Consider the following 20,462-nt stretch of genomic DNA (forward strand, 5'->3'; position numbering starts at 1 on the left):
ATCATTAAGAGAATTGAAGAACAACTTGTGTGGATTTTTACTGATTGATTAATCGAAATAATTTTCATTGATTGATTGGTTTAAATTACTCGAAGTTTATTTGAGCGAAATTTAAGTCAGTAATTGATGAGCCAGAATTGGCACCTTGTCTATAAATAAGGTGCAAAATGATTTTAACTGAAGAGTTTGATCATGGCTCAGATTGAACGCTGGCGGCAGGCTTAACACATGCAAGTCGAGCGGGGGAAGGTAGCTTGCTACTGGACCTAGCGGCGGACGGGTGAGTAATGCTTAGGAATCTGCCTATTAGTGGGGGACAACATCTCGAAAGGGATGCTAATACCGCATACGTCCTACGGGAGAAAGCAGGGGATCTTCGGACCTTGCGCTAATAGATGAGCCTAAGTCGGATTAGCTAGTTGGTGGGGTAAAGGCCTACCAAGGCGACGATCTGTAGCGGGTCTGAGAGGATGATCCGCCACACTGGGACTGAGACACGGCCCAGACTCCTACGGGAGGCAGCAGTGGGGAATATTGGACAATGGGCGCAAGCCTGATCCAGCCATGCCGCGTGTGTGAAGAAGGCCTTATGGTTGTAAAGCACTTTAAGCGAGGAGGAGGCTACTTTAGATAATACCTAGAGATAGTGGACGTTACTCGCAGAATAAGCACCGGCTAACTCTGTGCCAGCAGCCGCGGTAATACAGAGGGTGCAAGCGTTAATCGGATTTACTGGGCGTAAAGCGCGCGTAGGCGGCTAATTAAGTCAAATGTGAAATCCCCGAGCTTAACTTGGGAATTGCATTCGATACTGGTTAGCTAGAGTGTGGGAGAGGATGGTAGAATTCCAGGTGTAGCGGTGAAATGCGTAGAGATCTGGAGGAATACCGATGGCGAAGGCAGCCATCTGGCCTAACACTGACGCTGAGGTGCGAAAGCATGGGGAGCAAACAGGATTAGATACCCTGGTAGTCCATGCCGTAAACGATGTCTACTAGCCGTTGGGGCCTTTGAGGCTTTAGTGGCGCAGCTAACGCGATAAGTAGACCGCCTGGGGAGTACGGTCGCAAGACTAAAACTCAAATGAATTGACGGGGGCCCGCACAAGCGGTGGAGCATGTGGTTTAATTCGATGCAACGCGAAGAACCTTACCTGGCCTTGACATAGTAAGAACTTTCCAGAGATGGATTGGTGCCTTCGGGAACTTACATACAGGTGCTGCATGGCTGTCGTCAGCTCGTGTCGTGAGATGTTGGGTTAAGTCCCGCAACGAGCGCAACCCTTTTCCTTATTTGCCAGCGAGTAATGTCGGGAACTTTAAGGATACTGCCAGTGACAAACTGGAGGAAGGCGGGGACGACGTCAAGTCATCATGGCCCTTACGGCCAGGGCTACACACGTGCTACAATGGTCGGTACAAAGGGTTGCTACACAGCGATGTGATGCTAATCTCAAAAAGCCGATCGTAGTCCGGATTGGAGTCTGCAACTCGACTCCATGAAGTCGGAATCGCTAGTAATCGCGGATCAGAATGCCGCGGTGAATACGTTCCCGGGCCTTGTACACACCGCCCGTCACACCATGGGAGTTTGTTGCACCAGAAGTAGCTAGCCTAACTGCAAAGAGGGCGGTTACCACGGTGTGGCCGATGACTGGGGTGAAGTCGTAACAAGGTAGCCGTAGGGGAACCTGCGGCTGGATCACCTCCTTAACGAAAGATTGACGATTGGTAAGAATCCACAACAAGTTGTTCTTCATAGATGTATCTGAGGGTCTGTAGCTCAGTTGGTTAGAGCACACGCTTGATAAGCGTGGGGTCACAAGTTCAAGTCTTGTCAGACCCACCATGACTTTGACTGGTTAAAGTTATAGATAAAAGATACATGACTGATGATGTAAGCTGGGGACTTAGCTTAGTTGGTAGAGCGCCTGCTTTGCACGCAGGAGGTCAGGAGTTCGACTCTCCTAGTCTCCACCAGAACTTAAGATAAGTTCGGATTACAGAAATTAGTAAATAGAGATTTCGGTCTTGGTTTATTAACTTCTGTGATTTAAGTATCACGGTATTAAGCATGACCTGACGAAGGCGTGTTTATTCATTAACAGATTGGCAAAATTGAGTCTGAAATAAATTGTTCACTCAAGAGTTTAGATTAAGCAATTAATCTGAATGAATTGAGAACTAGCAAATTAACTGAATCAAGCGTTTTGGTATATGAATTTAGATTGAAGCTGTACAGTGTTTAAATACACAGTGCTCTAAACTGAAATGTTGAAGTTACTAACTTGTAGGTAACGTCGACTGTTTGGGGTTGTATAGTCAAGTAATTAAGTGCATGTGGTGGATGCCTTGGCAGTCAGAGGCGATGAAAGACGTGATAGCCTGCGAAAAGCTCCGGGGAGGCGGCAAATATCCTTTGATCCGGAGATGTCTGAATGGGGGAACCCACCTACTTTAAGGTAGGTATTGCAACATGAATACATAGTGTTGCAAGGCGAACGAGGGGAAGTGAAACATCTCAGTACCCTTAGGAAAAGAAATCAATTGAGATTCCCTCAGTAGCGGCGAGCGAACGGGGATCAGCCCATTAAGTTATGTGTGTTTTAGTGGAACGCTCTGGGAAGTGCGAACGTAGAGGGTGATATTCCCGTACACGAAAGGGCACACATAATGATGACGAGTAGGGCGAGGCACGTGAAACCTTGTCTGAATATGGGGGGACCATCCTCCAAGGCTAAATACTCCTGACTGACCGATAGTGAACCAGTACCGTGAGGGAAAGGCGAAAAGAACCCCTGTGAGGGGAGTGAAATAGATCCTGAAACCGCATGCATACAAGCAGTGGGAGCACCTTCGTGGTGTGACTGCGTACCTTTTGTATAATGGGTCAGCGACTTATATTCAGTAGCGAGGTTAACCGTATAGGGGAGCCGTAGAGAAATCGAGTCTTAATAGGGCGTTTAGTTGCTGGGTATAGACCCGAAACCAGGCGATCTATCCATGAGCAGGTTGAAGGTTGGGTAACACTAACTGGAGGACCGAACCCACTGTCGTTGAAAAGCCAGGGGATGACTTGTGGATAGGGGTGAAAGGCTAATCAAGCCTGGTGATAGCTGGTTCTCCCCGAAAGCTATTTAGGTAGCGCCTCGGACGAATACCATAGGGGGTAGAGCACTGTTTCGGCTAGGGGGTCATCCCGACTTACCAAACCGATGCAAACTCCGAATACCTATGAGTACTATCCGGGAGACAGACTGCGGGTGCTAACGTCCGTAGTCAAGAGGAAAACAATCCAGACCGCCAGCTAAGGCCCCAAAATCATAGTTAAGTGGGAAACGATGTGGGAAGGCATAGACAGCTAGGAGGTTGGCTTAGAAGCAGCCACCCTTTAAAGAAAGCGTAATAGCTCACTAGTCGAGTCGGCCTGCGCGGAAGATGTAACGGGGCTAAAACTATGTGCCGAAGCTGCGGATTTGACATTAGTCAAGTGGTAGGGGAGCGTTCTGTAAGCCGATGAAGGTGTATTGAGAAGTATGCTGGAGGTATCAGAAGTGCGAATGCTGACGTGAGTAACGACAAAACGGGTGAAAAACCCGTTCGCCGAAAGACCAAGGGTTCCAGTCCAACGTTAATCGGGGCTGGGTGAGTCGACCCCTAAGGCGAGGCCGAAAGGCGTAGTCGATGGGAAATTGGTTAATATTCCAATACTTCTGTGTAATGCGATGAGAGGACGGAGAAGGTTAAGTCAGCCTGGCGTTGGTTGTCCAGGTGGAAGGATGTAGGTATGTATCTTAGGCAAATCCGGGGTACTCTATACTGAGATCCGATAGCAAGCTGTACTTGTACAGCGAAGTGGCTGATACCATGCTTCCAGGAAAAGTCTCTAAGCTTCAGTTACACAGGAATCGTACCCGAAACCGACACAGGTGGTCAGGTCGAGTAGACCAAGGCGCTTGAGAGAACTCTGCTGAAGGAACTAGGCAAAATGGTACCGTAACTTCGGGAGAAGGTACGCTGTTGTTGGTGATGGAACTTGCTTCCTGAGCTGATGACAGCCGCAGAAACCAGGCCGCTGCAACTGTTTATTAAAAACATAGCACTCTGCAAACACGAAAGTGGACGTATAGGGTGTGATGCCTGCCCGGTGCTGGAAGGTTAATTGATGGGGTTAGCGTAAGCGAAGCTCTTGATCGAAGCCCCAGTAAACGGCGGCCGTAACTATAACGGTCCTAAGGTAGCGAAATTCCTTGTCGGGTAAGTTCCGACCTGCACGAATGGCATAATGATGGCGGCGCTGTCTCCAGCAGAGGCTCAGTGAAATCGAAATCGCTGTGAAGATGCAGTGTACCCGCGGCTAGACGGAAAGACCCCGTGAACCTTTACTGCAGCTTGACACTGAACTTTGACCTTACTTGTGTAGGATAGGTGGGAGGCTTTGAAGTTGGAACGCTAGTTCCAATGGAGCCGTCCTTGAAATACCACCCTGGTAATGTTGAGGTTCTAACTCTGTCCCGTTATCCGGGACGAGGACCGTGTCTGGTGGGTAGTTTGACTGGGGCGGTCTCCTCCTAAAGAGTAACGGAGGAGTACGAAGGTGCGCTCAGCGTGGTCGGAAATCACGCGTAGAGTATAAAGGCAAAAGCGCGCTTAACTGCGAGACCCACAAGTCGAGCAGGTACGAAAGTAGGTCTTAGTGATCCGGTGGTTCTGTATGGAAGGGCCATCGCTCAACGGATAAAAGGTACTCTGGGGATAACAGGCTGATACCGCCCAAGAGTTCATATCGACGGCGGTGTTTGGCACCTCGATGTCGGCTCATCTCATCCTGGGGCTGAAGCAGGTCCCAAGGGTATGGCTGTTCGCCATTTAAAGAGGTACGCGAGCTGGGTTTAGAACGTCGTGAGACAGTTCGGTCCCTATCTACCGTGGGCGCTGGAAATTTGAGAGGATCTGCTCCTAGTACGAGAGGACCAGAGTGGACGAACCTCTGGTGTACCGGTTGTGACGCCAGTCGCATCGCCGGGTAGCTATGTTCGGAAGGGATAACCGCTGAAAGCATCTAAGCGGGAAGCCTACCTCAAGATAAGATTTCCCTAGGAATTTATTCCTCTAAAGAGCCGTTCGAGACTAGGACGTTGATAGGTTGGATGTGGAAGCATAGTGATATGTGAAGCTGACCAATACTAATTGCTCGTGAGGCTTGACTATACAACACCCAAGCAGTTGTATATAAAGCATCAATCGATTCATAAATCTACAAAGAAACTTGATTTAGTTATTTCACTAGATAAAATGAACACAATCAGATTCAATCAGCCCAATCTGTAAAGATTTGGAAAACGCTTCGGCAAACAATAAGACCAAAGCAAGTATCCATAAACAGTTGTGCTGGCGACCATAGCAAGAGTGAACCACCTGATCCCTTCCCGAACTCAGAAGTGAAACCTCTTAGCGCTGATGGTAGTGTGGGGTTACCCATGTGAGAGTAAGTCATCGCCAGCTCATTATTCTAAACACCCCAATCTCAAAAGAGCTTGGGGTGTTTTTTATTGCGCGAAATAAAGTGAAAATTTAATTCATGAAGCAATAATCTTTTTTGATTATCCTCAATCGATCATTAGATATAACTCAAAATAACCTTAATATTATTTTAGAAGATTAAATTACTACTTTTCTCATGAAATGCTGAGTCAATATATAGGATAAACCATTACTATATGCTATAAATAATGAATAGGCATGATTTTTGCTTGTTTTTTGGAAAGAGAAATATATGAAATTATCTGTTGGATTGAAAGTTGCGAACTCTTTATCGTTAACACCTCAATTGCAGCAGGCAATCCGTTTACTGCAGCTCTCAAGCTTAGAATTAGAGCAAGAAATTCAAATTCAATTAGATAGTAATCCATTACTTGAAAAAGTGGAAGATGAATCAATAGCAGAAAGTTTATCCACTTTAGAAAAAAAAGAGGCGGATGATCTTACTACAGAGTTAAATGCAAACCATTTACCTGATGATTTACCTGTCGATACTGAGTGGGATGACATTTATACCCATCAGTCTACAGCTCTGGCTACACCTGAATTTGAAGAGCGTGAGGATAATCGTCAAGTTCAGATGACACTTAAAGAGCATATGTTAGAACAAGTCAATTTATTGCACTTTTCAAAAATAGATCAGTTGATTGCTTATTGTATTGTAGATGCCTTAGATGATAAGGGATTTTTAGATGCTGAGATAGAAGAGATAATCTTAGCTGTACAACATCTATTAAATGATATGGATATTGAGGAAGATATTGAGGAAGATGAAGTTTTAGTTGTTTTAAAGCATATACAACGGCTCGATCCAATTGGCATTGGTGCTCGTAATCTTGCCGAATGTTTAAAAGTTCAGTTAGAGTTTTTGCCTAAAGAAACTAAATATCTAAAAGAAGCTAAAAATCTACTTCAATATTATGAATTATTGATTGCGAACGATCTCAATAAATTATTAAAGCAAACAGGTCTTTCTAAAGATCAGTTAAAGTTTGCAGTTGATTTACTAAAGACATTAAAGCCTTACCCAGGTATGGATTTTGAAAAGCAAGAATCAGAATATCAAATTCCTGATGTAGTAGTTGCTAAGAAGGATTTACATTGGCAAGTTCAGTTAAATCCTGATGTGATGCCAAAACTAAGAATTAATTCTTTTTATTCAAGCATGATTCGTAGAGCAGATCAAAGTGATGATAATTTATATCTACGTAATCAGATGCTTGAAGCTAAGAATTTTATAAAGAGCATTGATGAACGCCATAAAACTTTATTAAAAGTTGCGACTTGTATTGTTGAGCATCAAAAAGCATTTCTTGAAATAGGTCCTGAAGCAATGAAACCGTTGGTACTACGGGACGTTGCTGAGGAAGTGGAATTACATGAGTCTACAGTTTCTCGGGTCACAACAAATAAATATATGCTAACACCACGTGGACTTTTTGAGTTGAAATACTTCTTTTCTAGTCACGTGGGAACAACAGCAGGCGGGGAGGCTTCCTCTACCGCCATTCGAGCTATGATTAAAAAGTTGGTATCCAATGAAAATCCACGTAAACCATTGTCTGATAATGCAATTGCTGCTTTGTTAAAAGATGAAGGGATAGAAGTGGCTAGAAGGACTGTAGCAAAATATCGAGAATCGTTACATATTCCATCGTCATCTGAAAGAAAAGTCTTGATCTAGATTTTGAAGTATGACTATTCTAGATATTCATTATGACGAAATAATGAAATTTCAATTTCACCAAAAGGAGTAGCTAGAATGATTTAATTGTCCCAAATCATCTTTTTTAGATTGCATTAAATCGTTTTAGTTCTTCTTTATATAACCCAAAAAGGTGAGGGATAGAATTATGCAAATAACGATTCGTGGACATCATTTAGCAATTACACCAGCTATAGAAGAAAATATTAAAGCAAAATTTAATCAGTTAACAAAACATCTTGATCAGGTGAATAGTATGCAGATTAAATTAACCAAAGATCATCAGATTGATAAGCGATCGCATAAAGGTAGTTCTAATCATGTGGCCGAAGCAATAGTCCGGTTACCGGGAATTGAACTATTTGCTCAAGCAACAGCAGATGATATGTATACTTCAATTAAAAAACTGACTGAAAAACTAAAAAAACAATTGTTAAAATATCGGAAAATGCAATGTACGTATTCACAAGTTGCTGTTTCTATTTAATAAGTTTTTAATAATTGAGAGAGGCTTGAAATATAGCCTCTTTTTTATTGATAAAATATAAACACGTACTGAATTCTTTGAAAAAGTTATAGTAAAATACTTCGTTTTACACCGTAGGTTGTGCCAGAGGTCTTTGCAATGAATAGTGAACAGCTCACTCAAATTTTAAAAGAAGCTTTTCCTGAAGCGGAAGTAGCGGTGAGCGGACAGGCTGGAAAATTTGACCTCCGTATTGTGGATGATCAATTTGAAGGTAAGCGTACTGTTGCCCGTCAACAAGCAGTTTATGCACCATTAAATACTTATATTGCAAGTGGCGAAGTTCATGCCGTAACAATTCGTGCGATGACCAAAGATGAATGGCGCAAAGCAAGCCTTTTCGGAGCTTAAATATTAATGGATAAATTTTTAATTACGGGCGGTGTTAAGCTCGAAGGGGAAGTACGCATTTCTGGTGCTAAAAATGCGGCTTTACCATTACTTGCGGCAATGATTCTTGCTGACTCTCCAATTACATTAACCAATGTTCCAAATCTTAAAGATGTAAATACTTTGGTGAAATTAATTGGTGGTTTAGGCGTCACGATCAGTTATGAGAACGATACCGTTAAAGCTGATACCTCGACTTTAGATAACCAGTTTGCGCCTTATGAACTTGTAAAAACAATGCGTGCATCTATTTTGGTTTTAGGACCATTATTAGCGCGTTATGGAAATGCCAAAGTTTCATTACCTGGCGGATGTGCAATTGGCTCTAGACCAGTAGATCAACATTTAAAAGCCTTAGAAGCGTTAGGTGCTCATATCGAAGTCGAAAATGGTTATGTCCATGCGACTGTAGATGGTCGACTTAAAGGCGGTGAAGTAGTCTTCGATATGGTCACTGTCGGCGGTACTGAGAATATTTTAATGGCGGCTGCTTTAGCGGATGGTGTAACTACAATTCGTAATGCTGCGCGTGAACCTGAAATTACCGACCTTGCCCAAATGCTTATTAAAATGGGCGCAAAAATTGAAGGTATAGATACCGATACACTCGTTGTTACTGGTGTTGAAAGTCTACATGGTTGTGAATATGCAGTTGTTGCAGACCGTATTGAAACAGGTTCTTACTTGGCTGCAGCGGCTATTACTGGTGGTCGTGTAAAAACAACACATACTGATCCTTCATTACTTGAATCTGTTTTGGACAAGTTTGAAGAAATGGGTGCTGAAGTGACTCGTGGCGACGACTGGATTGAATTGGATATGTTGGGTAAGCGTCCTAAAGCAGTAAGCTTTAGAACATTGCCGCATCCTGAATTCCCGACTGACATGCAAGCACAAATTATGGCTGTAAATGCAATTGGTCGTGGCTTTGCAACGATTTCCGAAACCATTTTTGAAAATCGTTTCATGCACGTTCCTGAATTGTCACGTATGGGTGCTAATATTCAGGTTGAAGGTCATGATGCTGTTGTGACTGGTGTTGAAAAATTACAGGCAGCACCTGTAATGGCAACAGATTTACGTGCTTCATTCTCTTTGGTTTTAGCGGCTTTGGTTGCTGAAGGTGATACATTAATTGACCGTATCTATCATATTGACCGTGGCTATGAGCATGTCGAAGAAAAACTTCAAGGTTTAGGTGCCAAAATTAAGCGAGTAAGTTAATGAATGACGTAAGAAACGATGATCCTAATTTTAACGTAATGGGTAATTTTGATCATGGTTTGACCTTGGCACTGAGTAAAGGACGTATTTTAAAAGAAACTTTACCTTTACTTGCTACAGCAGGTATTAACCTGCTTGAAGACCCGGAAAAATCGCGTAAGTTAATTTTTCCTACCACTCACAAGCAAGTTCGTATTTTGATTTTACGTGCGTCTGATGTGCCAACTTATGTTGAGAATGGTGCAGCTGACTTAGGTGTAGCCGGTAAAGACGTGCTTATGGAACATGGTGCTCAGCATGTTTATGAGCTATTAGACCTGCAGATTGCGAAATGTAAATTAATGACCGCTGGTAAAGTAGGAATGGAACGTCCAAAAGGTCGTCTAAAAATTGCGACTAAGTACGTCAATCTAACACGTCAATACTATGCAAGCTTAGGTGAGCAGGTGGATGTTATTAAGCTTTATGGTTCTATGGAGTTGGCACCACTCGTTGGTTTAGGTGATTATATTGTTGACGTCGTGGATACCGGAAATACTTTGCGAGCAAATGGTCTTGAACCATTAGAAGAAATTTGCAAAGTATCTTCACGTCTTATTGTCAATAAAGCGAGCTTTAAACGTAAACAAGGCTTATTAAACCCAATCATTTCCCAACTTGAACAGGCTGTTCAATCACGTTAAAAGTAATTTCCTATCATGCTTTTGCGATAGTTGTAGATATGATGCCCACAAGAGTCTAGAAAAAGAGTAAACTTGGTTTTTCTTTTTCGCCTTGTGGGTAAATTGATGCGACGTTTATCGACTCAAGATCAGAACTTCAAACAGGTTTTTGCCGAGCTTTTAGCTTTTGAAACTGTTAATGATCCTAATTTAGTTCAAACAGTAGATCAAATTATTGCTGATGTTCGTCAGCATGGTGATGATCATGTTTTAAAACTTACTCAACAGTTCGATCGACATCCAGCGCATCAATTTTCCGATCTAGAATTGTCTCAACAACAACTTAAAGCTGCTTTTGATGGTTTAAACCAAGAGATTCGTGAGGCCCTACAACTCGCGGCTGATCGTATTCGTACATTTCATGAGGCTCAGAAACAAGATAGCTGGACTTATGTAGATGATTTAGGTAACACCTTAGGACAAAAAGTGACTCCACTTGACCGTGTTGGTATTTACGTACCAGGCGGACTTGCATCTTATCCTTCATCAGTACTTATGAATGCAGTGCCTGCACATGTGGCAGGGGTACCTGAAATTATTATGGTTGTGCCTGCGCCAAATGGTGAACTAAATCCACTCGTTTTAGCTGCTGCTTATTTAGCTGGTGTTAGCCGAGTATTTACTATTGGTGGTGCACAAGCTGTTGCTGCTTTAGCTTATGGTACTCAGACCGTTCCACGTGTTGATAAAATTACGGGCCCTGGAAACCGATTTGTAGCAGCAGCAAAACGTGCTGTATTTGGTCAGGTTGGTATCGATATGATTGCTGGGCCTTCTGAAATTTTAGTATATGCAGAAGGTGTAAATAACGCTGAATGGTTAGCGATGGATGTATTATCTCAAGCTGAACATGACACAGTGGCTCAAGCTATTTTCATTACTCCAGATGAAGCATTGCTAGAAGCTGTAGAGTCTGCAATTGAAAAACATTTAAGTGAATTGCCAAAAGCTGATATTGCATGTACATCGATTGAAAATCGTGGGGCTTTAGTTTTAGTAAAAAACCGTGCAGAAGCTGTTGATTTGATTAATCAGGTTGCACCAGAGCATTTGGAGTTATGTCTTGATGATGCTGAAGCAATGAGCGAAGACATTCGTCATGCAGGCGCAATTTTCATGGGACGTTATACACCTGAAGCAATTGGTGATTACTGTGCTGGCCCAAATCACGTATTACCAACATCTGGTACAGCGCGCTTCTCATCGCCACTTGGTGTATATGATTTTCAAAAGCGTTCTAGCTTGATCATGTGCTCAAAAGAGGGCGTTAAAACATTAGCTAAGACGGCCGATGTCCTTGCTGTCCAAGAAAATCTTGATGCCCATGCACGTTCGGCTCGTTATCGTTATCAATAAGCTTTAAGCCTTTTAGTATTTTTAATGATTATTCAGGGCTGACTTTCAGCCCTTTTTTGAGATAAGACTATGACTGTATCTACAGCACAAATGCGTTTTTGGAGTCCTGAGGTTCGTGAACTAGAGCCTTATGTGCCAGGTGAACAACCAAAAATCCAAAATTTATTAAAGTTAAATACTAACGAAAATCCATATCCGCCATCACCCAAAGTAGTAGAAGCAGTTCAAGCGGTATTACATGAACAAGCTGATGCGCTTCGTCTATATCCAGATCCGGATGCTACAGCTTTAAAACAAGCGATTGCTAAGCAACAGGATATTGATGTATCTCAAGTTTTTGTAGGTAATGGTTCTGATGAGGTGCTTGCTCATATTTTTAAAGCATTTTTCCTTCAAGAAGAACCGATTCTATATCCAGATATCACTTATAGTTTTTACCCAGTTTATAGCCAGTTTTTTGGAACAAAAACAAAAGAAATTCCACTCAATGAGAATTTCGAGATTGATGTCAAAGATTATACTCAGCCTAATGGTGGAGTTATTATTACCAACCCAAATGCACCAACCAGTATTGCGTTAAGCTTGGCAGAGATTGAACAAGTGTTACAAGCTAATCCAGACCGTGTGGTTGTGATTGATGAAGCTTATGTTGATTTTGGTGCTGAGTCAGCTGTAAGTTTGATAAACCGTTATGAAAATCTTGTGGTGTGCCAAACAACTTCAAAGTCTCGTTCTTTGGCTGGTTTACGCGTTGGATTTGCGATTGCTCAGACACATTTGATTGCAGCACTTGAAGCAGTAAAAAATAGTTTTAATTCATATCCAATTGATCGATTTGCTATTGCAGCGGCTGTCGCTTCTTTTGAAGATCAAGTCTATTTTGAAGAACAGTGCCAAAAGGTCATTATAAGTCGAGAAAAACTTGTTCGTGATTTAACGGAACTTGGCTTTAATGTCTTGCCATCGAAAGCGAATTTTATATTCGCTACGCATTCGCAATATGATGCTGGGCAATTAGCACAAAAGTTGCGTGAGCAGGGCGTTATTGTACGTTATTTCAATAAGCCTCGCATTAATCAGTTTTTACGTATTACGGTTGGAACTGATGAACAAAATGCGCGTTTAGTTCAAACATTGAAGCAAGATATTCTTTAATATTTATTCTGCTGTGCTGTTCATTAAGTTCAGCATAGCAGAGATTTTATCAAGACTTTCTTGATATTCAGCCTCAGCTTCTGAGGCAATCGTAATACCGCCACCCGCCCAAATAGAGAGTTGGTTTTGATATTGTTGAAAACTGCGAATTAAAATATTCCAACGTCCCGTGCCATCGAAATTAAAATACCCCAGAGTCCCGCAATATGCTCCTCTTGGCGCACCTTCTAACTCTTCAATAATTTGCATTGCTCGAATTTTAGGAGCTCCTGTAATTGAACCTCCTGGTAAAGCAGTGAGTAACATTTGCATAGGATTAATATCATTTTTAAGTGTAGCCGTAACTTCACTTACCATGTGATGAACTTGATTGAAACTTTCAATTTCAAATAACTTCGTTGTTTTTACCGAGCCAGTATTGGCATAAATGCTCAAATCATTACGTAATAAATCAACGATCATGACATTTTCTGCTTGATCTTTTTTAGAGTTTTTTAAGGTTTGCTTTGAAAGTAAATCTTGTTCTTCATTTTTAAAACGAGGCATAGTACCTTTGATCGGTCTGGTTTTAATTTGCTTATCTACATCAAACTCAATAAATAATTCAGGAGAGCAGCTTAATAACTCAAAATTTTCTAACTTCAAATAACCAGCATATGGAGCATTAGTTAAATTCCACAACTCTTCTGCTTTATTTAATAATGAGCCGGTAAAATTTGCACTGAATTCTTGAGTAAGGTTAATTTGATAACAATCTCCTGCTTTAATATATTCTTGTATTTTATGAAAGGCAGTTATGTATTTATTTTTAGTCCAGCGAGGATGAATATTTTCTTCTAATTTAAAAATATTATTTTTTAGTTTAGAAGAAGGTTTTTTGAGTAAATCTGAAATATATTTAAAAATTTCTAATGCATTATTGTCATCGCTAAAAAAATACCATTCATTATTTATATTTTTAATAAAAGAATGATAGCAACCTATAAATAAAGAAGGTTGTTCATGTAATTGATTATTTATAAATTGATTCGCAGAGAAGTCATAGCTAATAAAACCAATATATCCTCCATTAAAGCTTATAGTTTCAATATTTTTGTTTTTTAGATCTGGGGATTGAAATTGAGAAAAATCTATAAGACTCTGTATGTCAGATGAAGTTTTATAATTATTTAAGTCCGATTTTTCAAATAAAAAATTTTTATAATTTTGAATAATTAAATATTTATTTGGAAGAAACCCAATAACCGGATTGTTGTCATCATGAAGATATACAAGCCCGATTAACTCTTCTAATTTTTTTAAAATATCGGCAGCACATTGAGAGCTTTCTAAAGAGATTTTTTTCTTTAACTGAGACATTTTAAACATATAAGTACTTGGAAGAGGTGACATAGTTTACTACAACTTCTAGTCCATCAAACGGATGAGTCGAAAGAGTTTAATATTTCGTGGAAAAAACAACCGAACAATTCTTCAGTTTTGCTAATAATTTATGAATTCGAACGGGCAATCAATATCGGTACCGTTTGTCGGGTAATTGGCAAAAAATGCATTACAGTAGTTGAACAAAAATTAACGTAGCTGTAATTTAGTAATTGCTAAGCAAAACTACTCAAGGATTGGAAGTTTCGGTTGCCACAAAAGAAAAATGCAACTTGAGACAGTAAGAGTGGTTAAGTCAAAAAATAAATGCTCTTGGGAGAGTGCTCAATGAAAATGTTCACTAAACTTGCTTTAGTTTCTTCTTTAGCTATCAGTGCAAATGCTATGGCAATGCAATCAATCGATGATGCAGCGCTTAGTGCTGCTACAGGTCAAGACGGTATTAATATCGGTATTGCTTTGGGTTCTGGTGGTATTTCTATCGATAAATTATACCTACACGATAATGATGGTTTAGCAACATCAACAGGTATTACTGGATCTTCAGGTACAGCGGGTGCAATTGCAATTAGTGGTGTTACAGTAACTCAAAAAGGTACAGGTAATCTTTTAGATTTAAAAATTGATACAAACGGTGCTTCAGGCTCAAACGGTGCTTTCTTAAATGTTGCGGCAACAGTTGGTGCGGTTGACGTACATGTTGGTTCAATTGGCGTGGGTACTTCTGGTTCTTTAAATGCAACTACTGCTGTACGTGGTATTACTGAAACGGCTCCAACTGAAATTATTTCTGGTTTAGATTTATCTTTGGGTCAAATTTCTGCAAATGTTCAGTTAGGTTCAACTCCGCAAGGCGCAATGATCAAAGTGAACTCTAGCTTGCAAGGTGGTTTAACACTATCTAACTTCGGTATTAATGATGCTGCTGGTGGTGGTAAAATTGTCCTAGACAAAGTAATGGTTCGTGGTTCAGGTAATACAACTGGTGACTTGGATGTAAATGCGAATATTTCTGTTGTTCCTACAGGCTTACGTATTCAAAATAACAGTACGCAAGGTATGAACGTTTATGCACAGGGTGTACACCTAGGTGCAGCGGGTAATGCTTCAATTGGTGATTTAGAAATTCAAGGTTTAAATGTAGGGACTTCTACAATTACTATTTCTGGTCACTAATTTAAAGACTGATAAAAAAGCGCGTTTATACGCGCTTTTTTATTTATCTTAATAAAACTAATATCTATACTTTTCTATTTAAATAATATTAGCTTATATAATAAGAAAGAATATAAAACATTTGAAATGAGAATTAATTAACAGTTTATAAATGTAAAACTATGCATTCATCAAAAAGATTAAAAAAAAGCTGTTTTTTACAAAAAAAAAAGGTATCTTCAACACACAGGGATGTAGAGCTATTGCTCTAAGAATAAAATGAATAAGGCCGGTTAGGCCACCATTTAGACCAAGTGCTTATGTTAGAGATAGTTTTAGGCTCAGCATTGATGTATTACTTTGCGACAGAAGCCTTCGAAATAGAAAAAAAGCCGCCGGGAACTGTTTATTATACAGAGACTGCCGATTCACGTAATTTATCATTTCATCGAAACCATATTGAACCTGTCACAATAAAACCGGCTGTAGAAGACCAGTTTCGTGGCATTGTTCGACAAGCCTATGATTATAGTTGTGGCTCTGCTGCACTTACGACTTTATTAAATGGCTATGTGGGAACGAGTTTAACTGAACAGCAAACAATGAGTGGTTTGCTTCAGTATGGCGAATATCAACGTATTATTGAGCGCCGAAGTTTCTCATTACTTGATATGAAGCGCTTTGTCACAGCAATTGGTTTAGACAGCGGTGGTTATCGAGGTGAGTTTTCTGATTTAGTTAAACTCGGTCAGCCTGCAATTGTGCCTATTTCTTATGCAGGTTTTAAACATTTTGTCGTATATAAAGCTTATAAAGATGGAAGAGTATATGTAGCTGACCCTGCTTTAGGGAATATCAGCTTTGATGAAAGTCGTTTTAAACAAATTTGGGATAATAATACTTTATTTGTTATTTCTGTTCCTGAATCACAGCGTAAAGATCTATTGGCATTAAAAGATGCAGATATGCGTCATGTCGAAGATGCCACGGTCAATAGATATGCTTTTGTTGATGTTCAATATCCAGCATTTAACTTTGATCGTTTAGCAAATAAAGCTTCAACCATGAGACGTGTGCTAGATAACGATAATCATTCGCCGACATATGGACAGCCGATAGAAACCTATATGCGTCTTTATTACAAACGCAAATAGTCAATTTTAAAGTTAGTAAAATAAATAAATTGGGTAGGAAAAACATGAATAATCGATGGATGAAGATGAGTGTGTTGGCCTTAAGTATGAGTGCCATTACAGGGACAATCTATGCCGAAGATCAAGTACAGCAAGCACAAGTATCTGATACGAATCAGACTGTAGCAAATGGAACAGAAAGCTCTGGCTCTTCAGAAGCTATAACCTCTAGTTCAGCTACAACAGATAATACTACGCAAGCATCAAATGTAGTAGATACGAATGCCGCAGCCCCAGCTCCAAATAGTGAGGCACATCAAGCTGCAAGTGCGTTACAGAAAAAAGAAGGTGATGCTAGTCAGGAGACAAATTTACAAGAAGTATTTACTTCAAATGAACGTCAATATTCTTTGATTAAGAAGGGCGTAATTTCTTCTTACTATGACCTTGATTACACTTACTACCGTGACGCTCGTATTGATTTAGCCTTATCGGATAATTCTTCTCAACTTAACCGTTTACGTGTTGAAGAAGATGCTAACCACACATTAACGAATAGTTTTACTTTCCAATATGGGGTGTTAGATAACTTAACCTTGTCTGCAACTCTTCCTTTTGTTGCTAAGTCTGAGATTATTAAAGATAAAACAACAGCTGGTTTAGGTGATATTTCTTTTGGTGCACGCTGGGAACCTTTTCCATTAAAGCAAGGCCGTTTACCACTCGTACTTTTTGGTAGCGTATCAACTAAAACAGGCGATAGTCCTTATGAAATCGGTATAGATGAGCTGTCAACAGGTAAGGGATATTACTCGGTTGGTGTAGGGGCGAGTACTCGAAAATATATTGATCCAGTTGTTCTCTTCGCTTCTGCATCTGCCAATTATGGATTTAAAGAAAGTGGCCTTAATCAAGCCCGAGGTTCACGCATTTTAGAATCTTTTGATCCAGGGATTAGTGGCGGTTTCTCATTTGGTTTTGCTTATTCATTTAACTATGACGTGTCTTTGACGATGTCATATCAGCAAAGTTTTAATACAAATGCTGAATTCCAATTTAATAATGGTGAGTCGTATAAATCACCAGATCAAAGTAGTGGAATGTTATCTTTTGCTTTAGGTGTTCGCGTTTCACCTGAAACGATTGTTAATGGTACTGTTGGTATTGGTTTAACCGAAGATGCACCAGATATTTCTCTTGGTTTGTCATTCCCGTTAGATATTTTAGGTTTTAACAAAAAACAAAAATAAGGAGATATGCAGGTGAAATATCCTAAATTATGTCCTCTAACGGCGGCAATTGTTATCTCCGGTTTTTCTAGCTTTGCCAATGCTCAATTAGGACAAAACTTAGCTGTTGATATTCGCTCACTATCGATGGGGAATGCTGTAACTGCAGATCCTCCAGGTATTAGTGCAGTTCATTTTAACCCTGCAGCCTTAGCAAAAATTGATGGGTTGCAAACCGATGTACAGGGAATTCTTGCTAACTTTGATATTCAGCGTGAGTTTTCTGCGCCCCCTGGTTATAACATTTTTGGTTATTCAGATGACCCTCTCGTTTGTAATGATGGTCTGGAAGTTTCCGCTAATATCTGTACAGATTTCAAAGGGACAGTGCATGGTGATGTCGAGTACGCAAGCTTATATGTGCCGATCCTAAAAAAAATGGTTGATCTTGGAGCAGGATATCCTCTAGTTGCTCCTACAGCCGGAATTGCCTATAAACCACCTGGTTCAAAAGTTACTTATGCGACAGCAGTATATGCCCCCTTGGTAGCAGGGTTTGGAGCAGAGAATGGTAATCCTGGTAATTACATGGGTAAGCAAGTTGCTGTAGAACGGATCACTTATTTATCCCCATCGTTTGGTTATCAGGTAAATGATCATTTATCAATTGGGGCTTCTATAGGGATGTCCTATAACGCAATCGCATTAAATACTGATTTACGTTTTCCAAATGAGATGATTGGTGTATTGCGTATGGTTGATGATGTGGTATGTGCACCGTTCAAAGACAATAACGATATGATTACCGATCTATTGTTATTGGGAATTTGTAATGCAAAAGAAGGTATGAATCCATTTGGTAAAATGGGTTCATTGCAAGTTTCGTTAGAACAATCATTAAGCCCAAGTTATAACCTAGGTTTACTCTGGGAACCAACAGAAGATTTTGGTTTTGGTATGGTCTATCAAAGTGCTGCCAAGATGCGTTTAAAAGGCAAATACATGATTAATAATGCCAGAGCACCTCAAGAATTAATCAACGGTCTTAACTCATCAGCTACGGGTCAAATTTTAGCTGCCATTCTCGGATTACCTGGTTATGTTCCTGATACTGAGTCCGGTTTAGTTGCAATGGATCTCGAGTATCCAGCACATTTCCAAGCGGGTATTAAATATAAAATATTACCAGATTTACAAGTTAACTTTGATGTGGGATGGACCGATTATTCTGCTTGGAATAAATTTAAGTTCGAATTTGATCGACAAATTACGTTATTAAAAGTAGCAAAGCTTTTATCTAATGACGTTACCGATAATTCATTATCATTGCCACTGAAATTTACCTCGCCATGGAGCTGGGGGATTGGTCTTGAATATTCAGCAACTGATCGTTTGAAATTAAGAGCAGGTTATGAACCTCGTGCCAGTTCAATACCTGATGATAAACGTAATACCATGGTCCCGATCAATAATGCACAATTATTTGGTCTTGGGGTGGGGTACCGTTTTGATGCGGATACTGATCTAGATCTTTCAGTGGGTTTCTTACGTAGTCGTGACAATATTCCAGCTTGTACGAGTACATTGTCGAATAAGTGTGGTGTCGATAATATTTTATTAAACCCATATTCTGGTTTAGATGTAAAAACGAATACAAAAGTTACAGTACTTGGTTTGAGCTATAGAACAAAATGGTAAAACAATATAAAAGGATGTTTCGACCTAGATTTGCTATCTCAACTTTATGTGTTGCGATAGCAAGCGTTTCTGTATCTTATGCAGATGGGTTCTATACAATCATTGGTCCAGATGGTCGACCAATGATTGTGCCGAGTAAAAAAGTCGAACAGAAGCAATCAAATATTAGAATCGAAGCACCGAAGCAAGTGGCGCAGCCTAAATCTGTCGTTATACCTGTTCAAGAAGCACCTTTTGAGAATCTTCATAATTCAAAAGAACCTAAAAAGTTTGAATCACGCGCTATAAAAAAATTAAATACTGCACCGACTGCACCGACTGCACCGACTGCACCGACTGCACCGACTGCACCGACTGCACCGACTGCACCGACTGCACCGACTGCACCGACTGCACCGACTGCACCAGAGCTTCCTTTAACAGTTAGTAAAACTCAGAAGGAGGAAGTTAAAAAACAGGCTAGTAGCGTTAATACAGAAAGTGTTCCAGCTAAAATTTATTCATCTTCACAAAGTACTTCTCAAACTGTTTCAATACCAGATCCTTCAAATGATCGATCTAAATTTACAAGTATTGATGGCGTGGAGTATGTAAATAATGAGTATCTTGAAGACCAAGAATTTAATCTTGAAGGCAAAAAACGCTTTTATGTTATGCCAGATGGTTTAGGACGAACAGAGTTTGTTGAGCGGAAAAAAGGTTTAAGTAAATCTACATTAGAACAATTTTTTAATAAGCAATCTCAGGAAGATCAAGGAGCGATTGTTTTAGCTCCAACCTACATACGTCTGTCTCAAAAAGAATTAGAAACAACTTTTGAGCAAGATAAGTGCTTTGTTCAGGGCTACAAAAAGTCAATCAAAGTTCTTAGAGCAAAAAAAGAAGTAAATTTATGGCCTCGTAAGCCATTAAAAGAAAAGTTTGAATACGAGCTAGTAAAACTTGAGCCATCTGTACAACATTTACAGCTTATGTCATTTGCAGCGAGTAATTCCGCACCTCTATATTATTGGCCTTTGGCTATATTTTTAGATGAGAAGGGTTGTATTTTAGAGGGTGCAAGTGGGTTCAAGAGCAAGTCTTATCCTTCTACAATATTACAACATGCATCAATTCAAGGTACTTTAAGAGTGCCACCTCATGCACGTTATATGATGTTAACTCCGTTATCTTCCTCTGTAGATGTAGCAGAACAAGAGTTATCTAATCAAGGACAGATTCAAATTTCAGTATTACGTTAAAAATA

General features: G+C 40.1%; 13 protein-coding genes, 2 tRNA genes and 3 rRNA genes. 17 read left to right on the plus strand and 1 reads right to left on the minus strand.

Annotated elements, in window-relative coordinates; translation table 11 throughout:
* The first annotated feature begins 174 nt into the window (after positions 1–174).
* The 12 genes from J678_RS17520 (at position 175) to hisC (ending at position 12,618) form a co-directional block, all read left to right on the plus strand.
* Positions 175–1,712: ribosomal RNA gene (locus J678_RS17520) — 16S ribosomal RNA — on the plus strand.
* A 59-nt stretch (positions 1,713–1,771) separates the two neighbouring features.
* Positions 1,772–1,848: transfer RNA gene (locus tag J678_RS17525), tRNA-Ile, on the plus strand.
* A 55-nt stretch (positions 1,849–1,903) separates the two neighbouring features.
* Positions 1,904–1,979 (plus strand) — tRNA-Ala (locus tag J678_RS17530).
* 340 nt (positions 1,980–2,319) lie between these two features.
* Positions 2,320–5,210 (plus strand): 23S ribosomal RNA (locus J678_RS17535).
* 179 nt (positions 5,211–5,389) lie between these two features.
* A 5S ribosomal RNA gene (gene rrf / locus J678_RS17540) occupies positions 5,390–5,504 on the plus strand.
* Together the 16S, 23S and 5S rRNA genes with 2 tRNA genes alongside form the textbook arrangement of a ribosomal RNA operon.
* 271 nt (positions 5,505–5,775) lie before the next feature.
* Complete coding sequence (locus J678_RS17545) at positions 5,776–7,224, plus strand: RNA polymerase factor sigma-54 (protein WP_017393194.1); 1,449 nt, start codon at positions 5,776–5,778, stop codon at positions 7,222–7,224.
* Positions 7,225–7,393: 169 nt separating this feature from the next.
* Positions 7,394–7,732 (plus strand): ribosome hibernation-promoting factor, HPF/YfiA family, encoded by a 339-nt coding sequence (gene hpf, locus J678_RS17550; RefSeq protein ID WP_001167461.1) that lies wholly within the window; start codon positions 7,394–7,396, stop codon positions 7,730–7,732.
* A gap of 138 nt (positions 7,733–7,870) precedes the next feature.
* Positions 7,871–8,122, plus strand: coding sequence for a BolA family iron metabolism protein IbaG (ibaG, locus tag J678_RS17555; RefSeq protein WP_002050455.1), 252 nt, complete (start codon positions 7,871–7,873; stop codon positions 8,120–8,122).
* A 6-nt stretch (positions 8,123–8,128) separates the two neighbouring features.
* Complete coding sequence (gene murA, locus J678_RS17560; protein WP_004710509.1) at positions 8,129–9,385, plus strand: UDP-N-acetylglucosamine 1-carboxyvinyltransferase; 1,257 nt, start codon at positions 8,129–8,131, stop codon at positions 9,383–9,385.
* Positions 9,385–10,068, plus strand: a complete 684-nt coding sequence (gene hisG, locus J678_RS17565) for an ATP phosphoribosyltransferase (RefSeq protein WP_017393195.1) — start codon at positions 9,385–9,387, stop codon at positions 10,066–10,068. Before murA ends, hisG begins: the two co-directional genes overlap by 1 nt.
* 105 nt (positions 10,069–10,173) lie before the next feature.
* Positions 10,174–11,463: a histidinol dehydrogenase gene (gene hisD, locus J678_RS17570; RefSeq protein WP_017393196.1), complete on the plus strand. Its 1,290-nt coding sequence runs from the start codon at positions 10,174–10,176 to the stop codon at positions 11,461–11,463.
* 69 nt (positions 11,464–11,532) lie between these two features.
* Entirely contained in the window at positions 11,533–12,618 is a 1,086-nt protein-coding gene (hisC, locus tag J678_RS17575) for a histidinol-phosphate transaminase (protein ID WP_017393197.1), read from the plus strand.
* 3 nt (positions 12,619–12,621) lie between these two features.
* Here the strand turns inward: hisC and J678_RS17580 are convergent, their stop codons facing one another.
* Positions 12,622–13,977, minus strand: coding sequence for an anthranilate synthase component I family protein (locus J678_RS17580; protein ID WP_031944633.1), 1,356 nt, complete (start codon positions 13,975–13,977; stop codon positions 12,622–12,624).
* 351 nt (positions 13,978–14,328) lie between these two features.
* On the opposite strand from J678_RS17580, the gene J678_RS17585 reads away from it, so the two are divergent.
* The 5 genes from J678_RS17585 (at position 14,329) to filE (ending at position 20,457) form a co-directional block, all read left to right on the plus strand.
* Entirely contained in the window at positions 14,329–15,177 is an 849-nt protein-coding gene (locus tag J678_RS17585; protein WP_017393199.1) for a DUF6160 family protein, read from the plus strand.
* A 299-nt stretch (positions 15,178–15,476) separates the two neighbouring features.
* Positions 15,477–16,310 carry a C39 family peptidase gene (locus tag J678_RS17590; protein WP_017393200.1) on the plus strand — a complete coding sequence of 278 codons (834 nt, stop codon included), beginning with the start codon at positions 15,477–15,479 and terminating at the stop codon, positions 16,308–16,310.
* A gap of 44 nt (positions 16,311–16,354) precedes the next feature.
* A complete protein-coding gene (locus J678_RS17595) occupies positions 16,355–17,539 on the plus strand; it encodes a transporter (RefSeq protein ID WP_004710498.1) in 1,185 nt (394 codons plus the stop codon).
* A gap of 12 nt (positions 17,540–17,551) precedes the next feature.
* Positions 17,552–19,216, plus strand: a complete 1,665-nt coding sequence (locus J678_RS17600) for an OmpP1/FadL family transporter (RefSeq protein ID WP_079378172.1) — start codon at positions 17,552–17,554, stop codon at positions 19,214–19,216.
* Positions 19,210–20,457: a putative pilus assembly protein FilE gene (gene filE, locus J678_RS17605; protein ID WP_032027414.1), complete on the plus strand. Its 1,248-nt coding sequence runs from the start codon at positions 19,210–19,212 to the stop codon at positions 20,455–20,457. Before J678_RS17600 ends, filE begins: the two co-directional genes overlap by 7 nt.
* Positions 20,458–20,462 lie beyond the last annotated feature (5 nt).

This window comes from Acinetobacter sp. 1424608, assembly GCF_000588255.1.
Classification (GTDB): Bacteria; Pseudomonadota; Gammaproteobacteria; order Pseudomonadales; family Moraxellaceae; genus Acinetobacter; species Acinetobacter nosocomialis.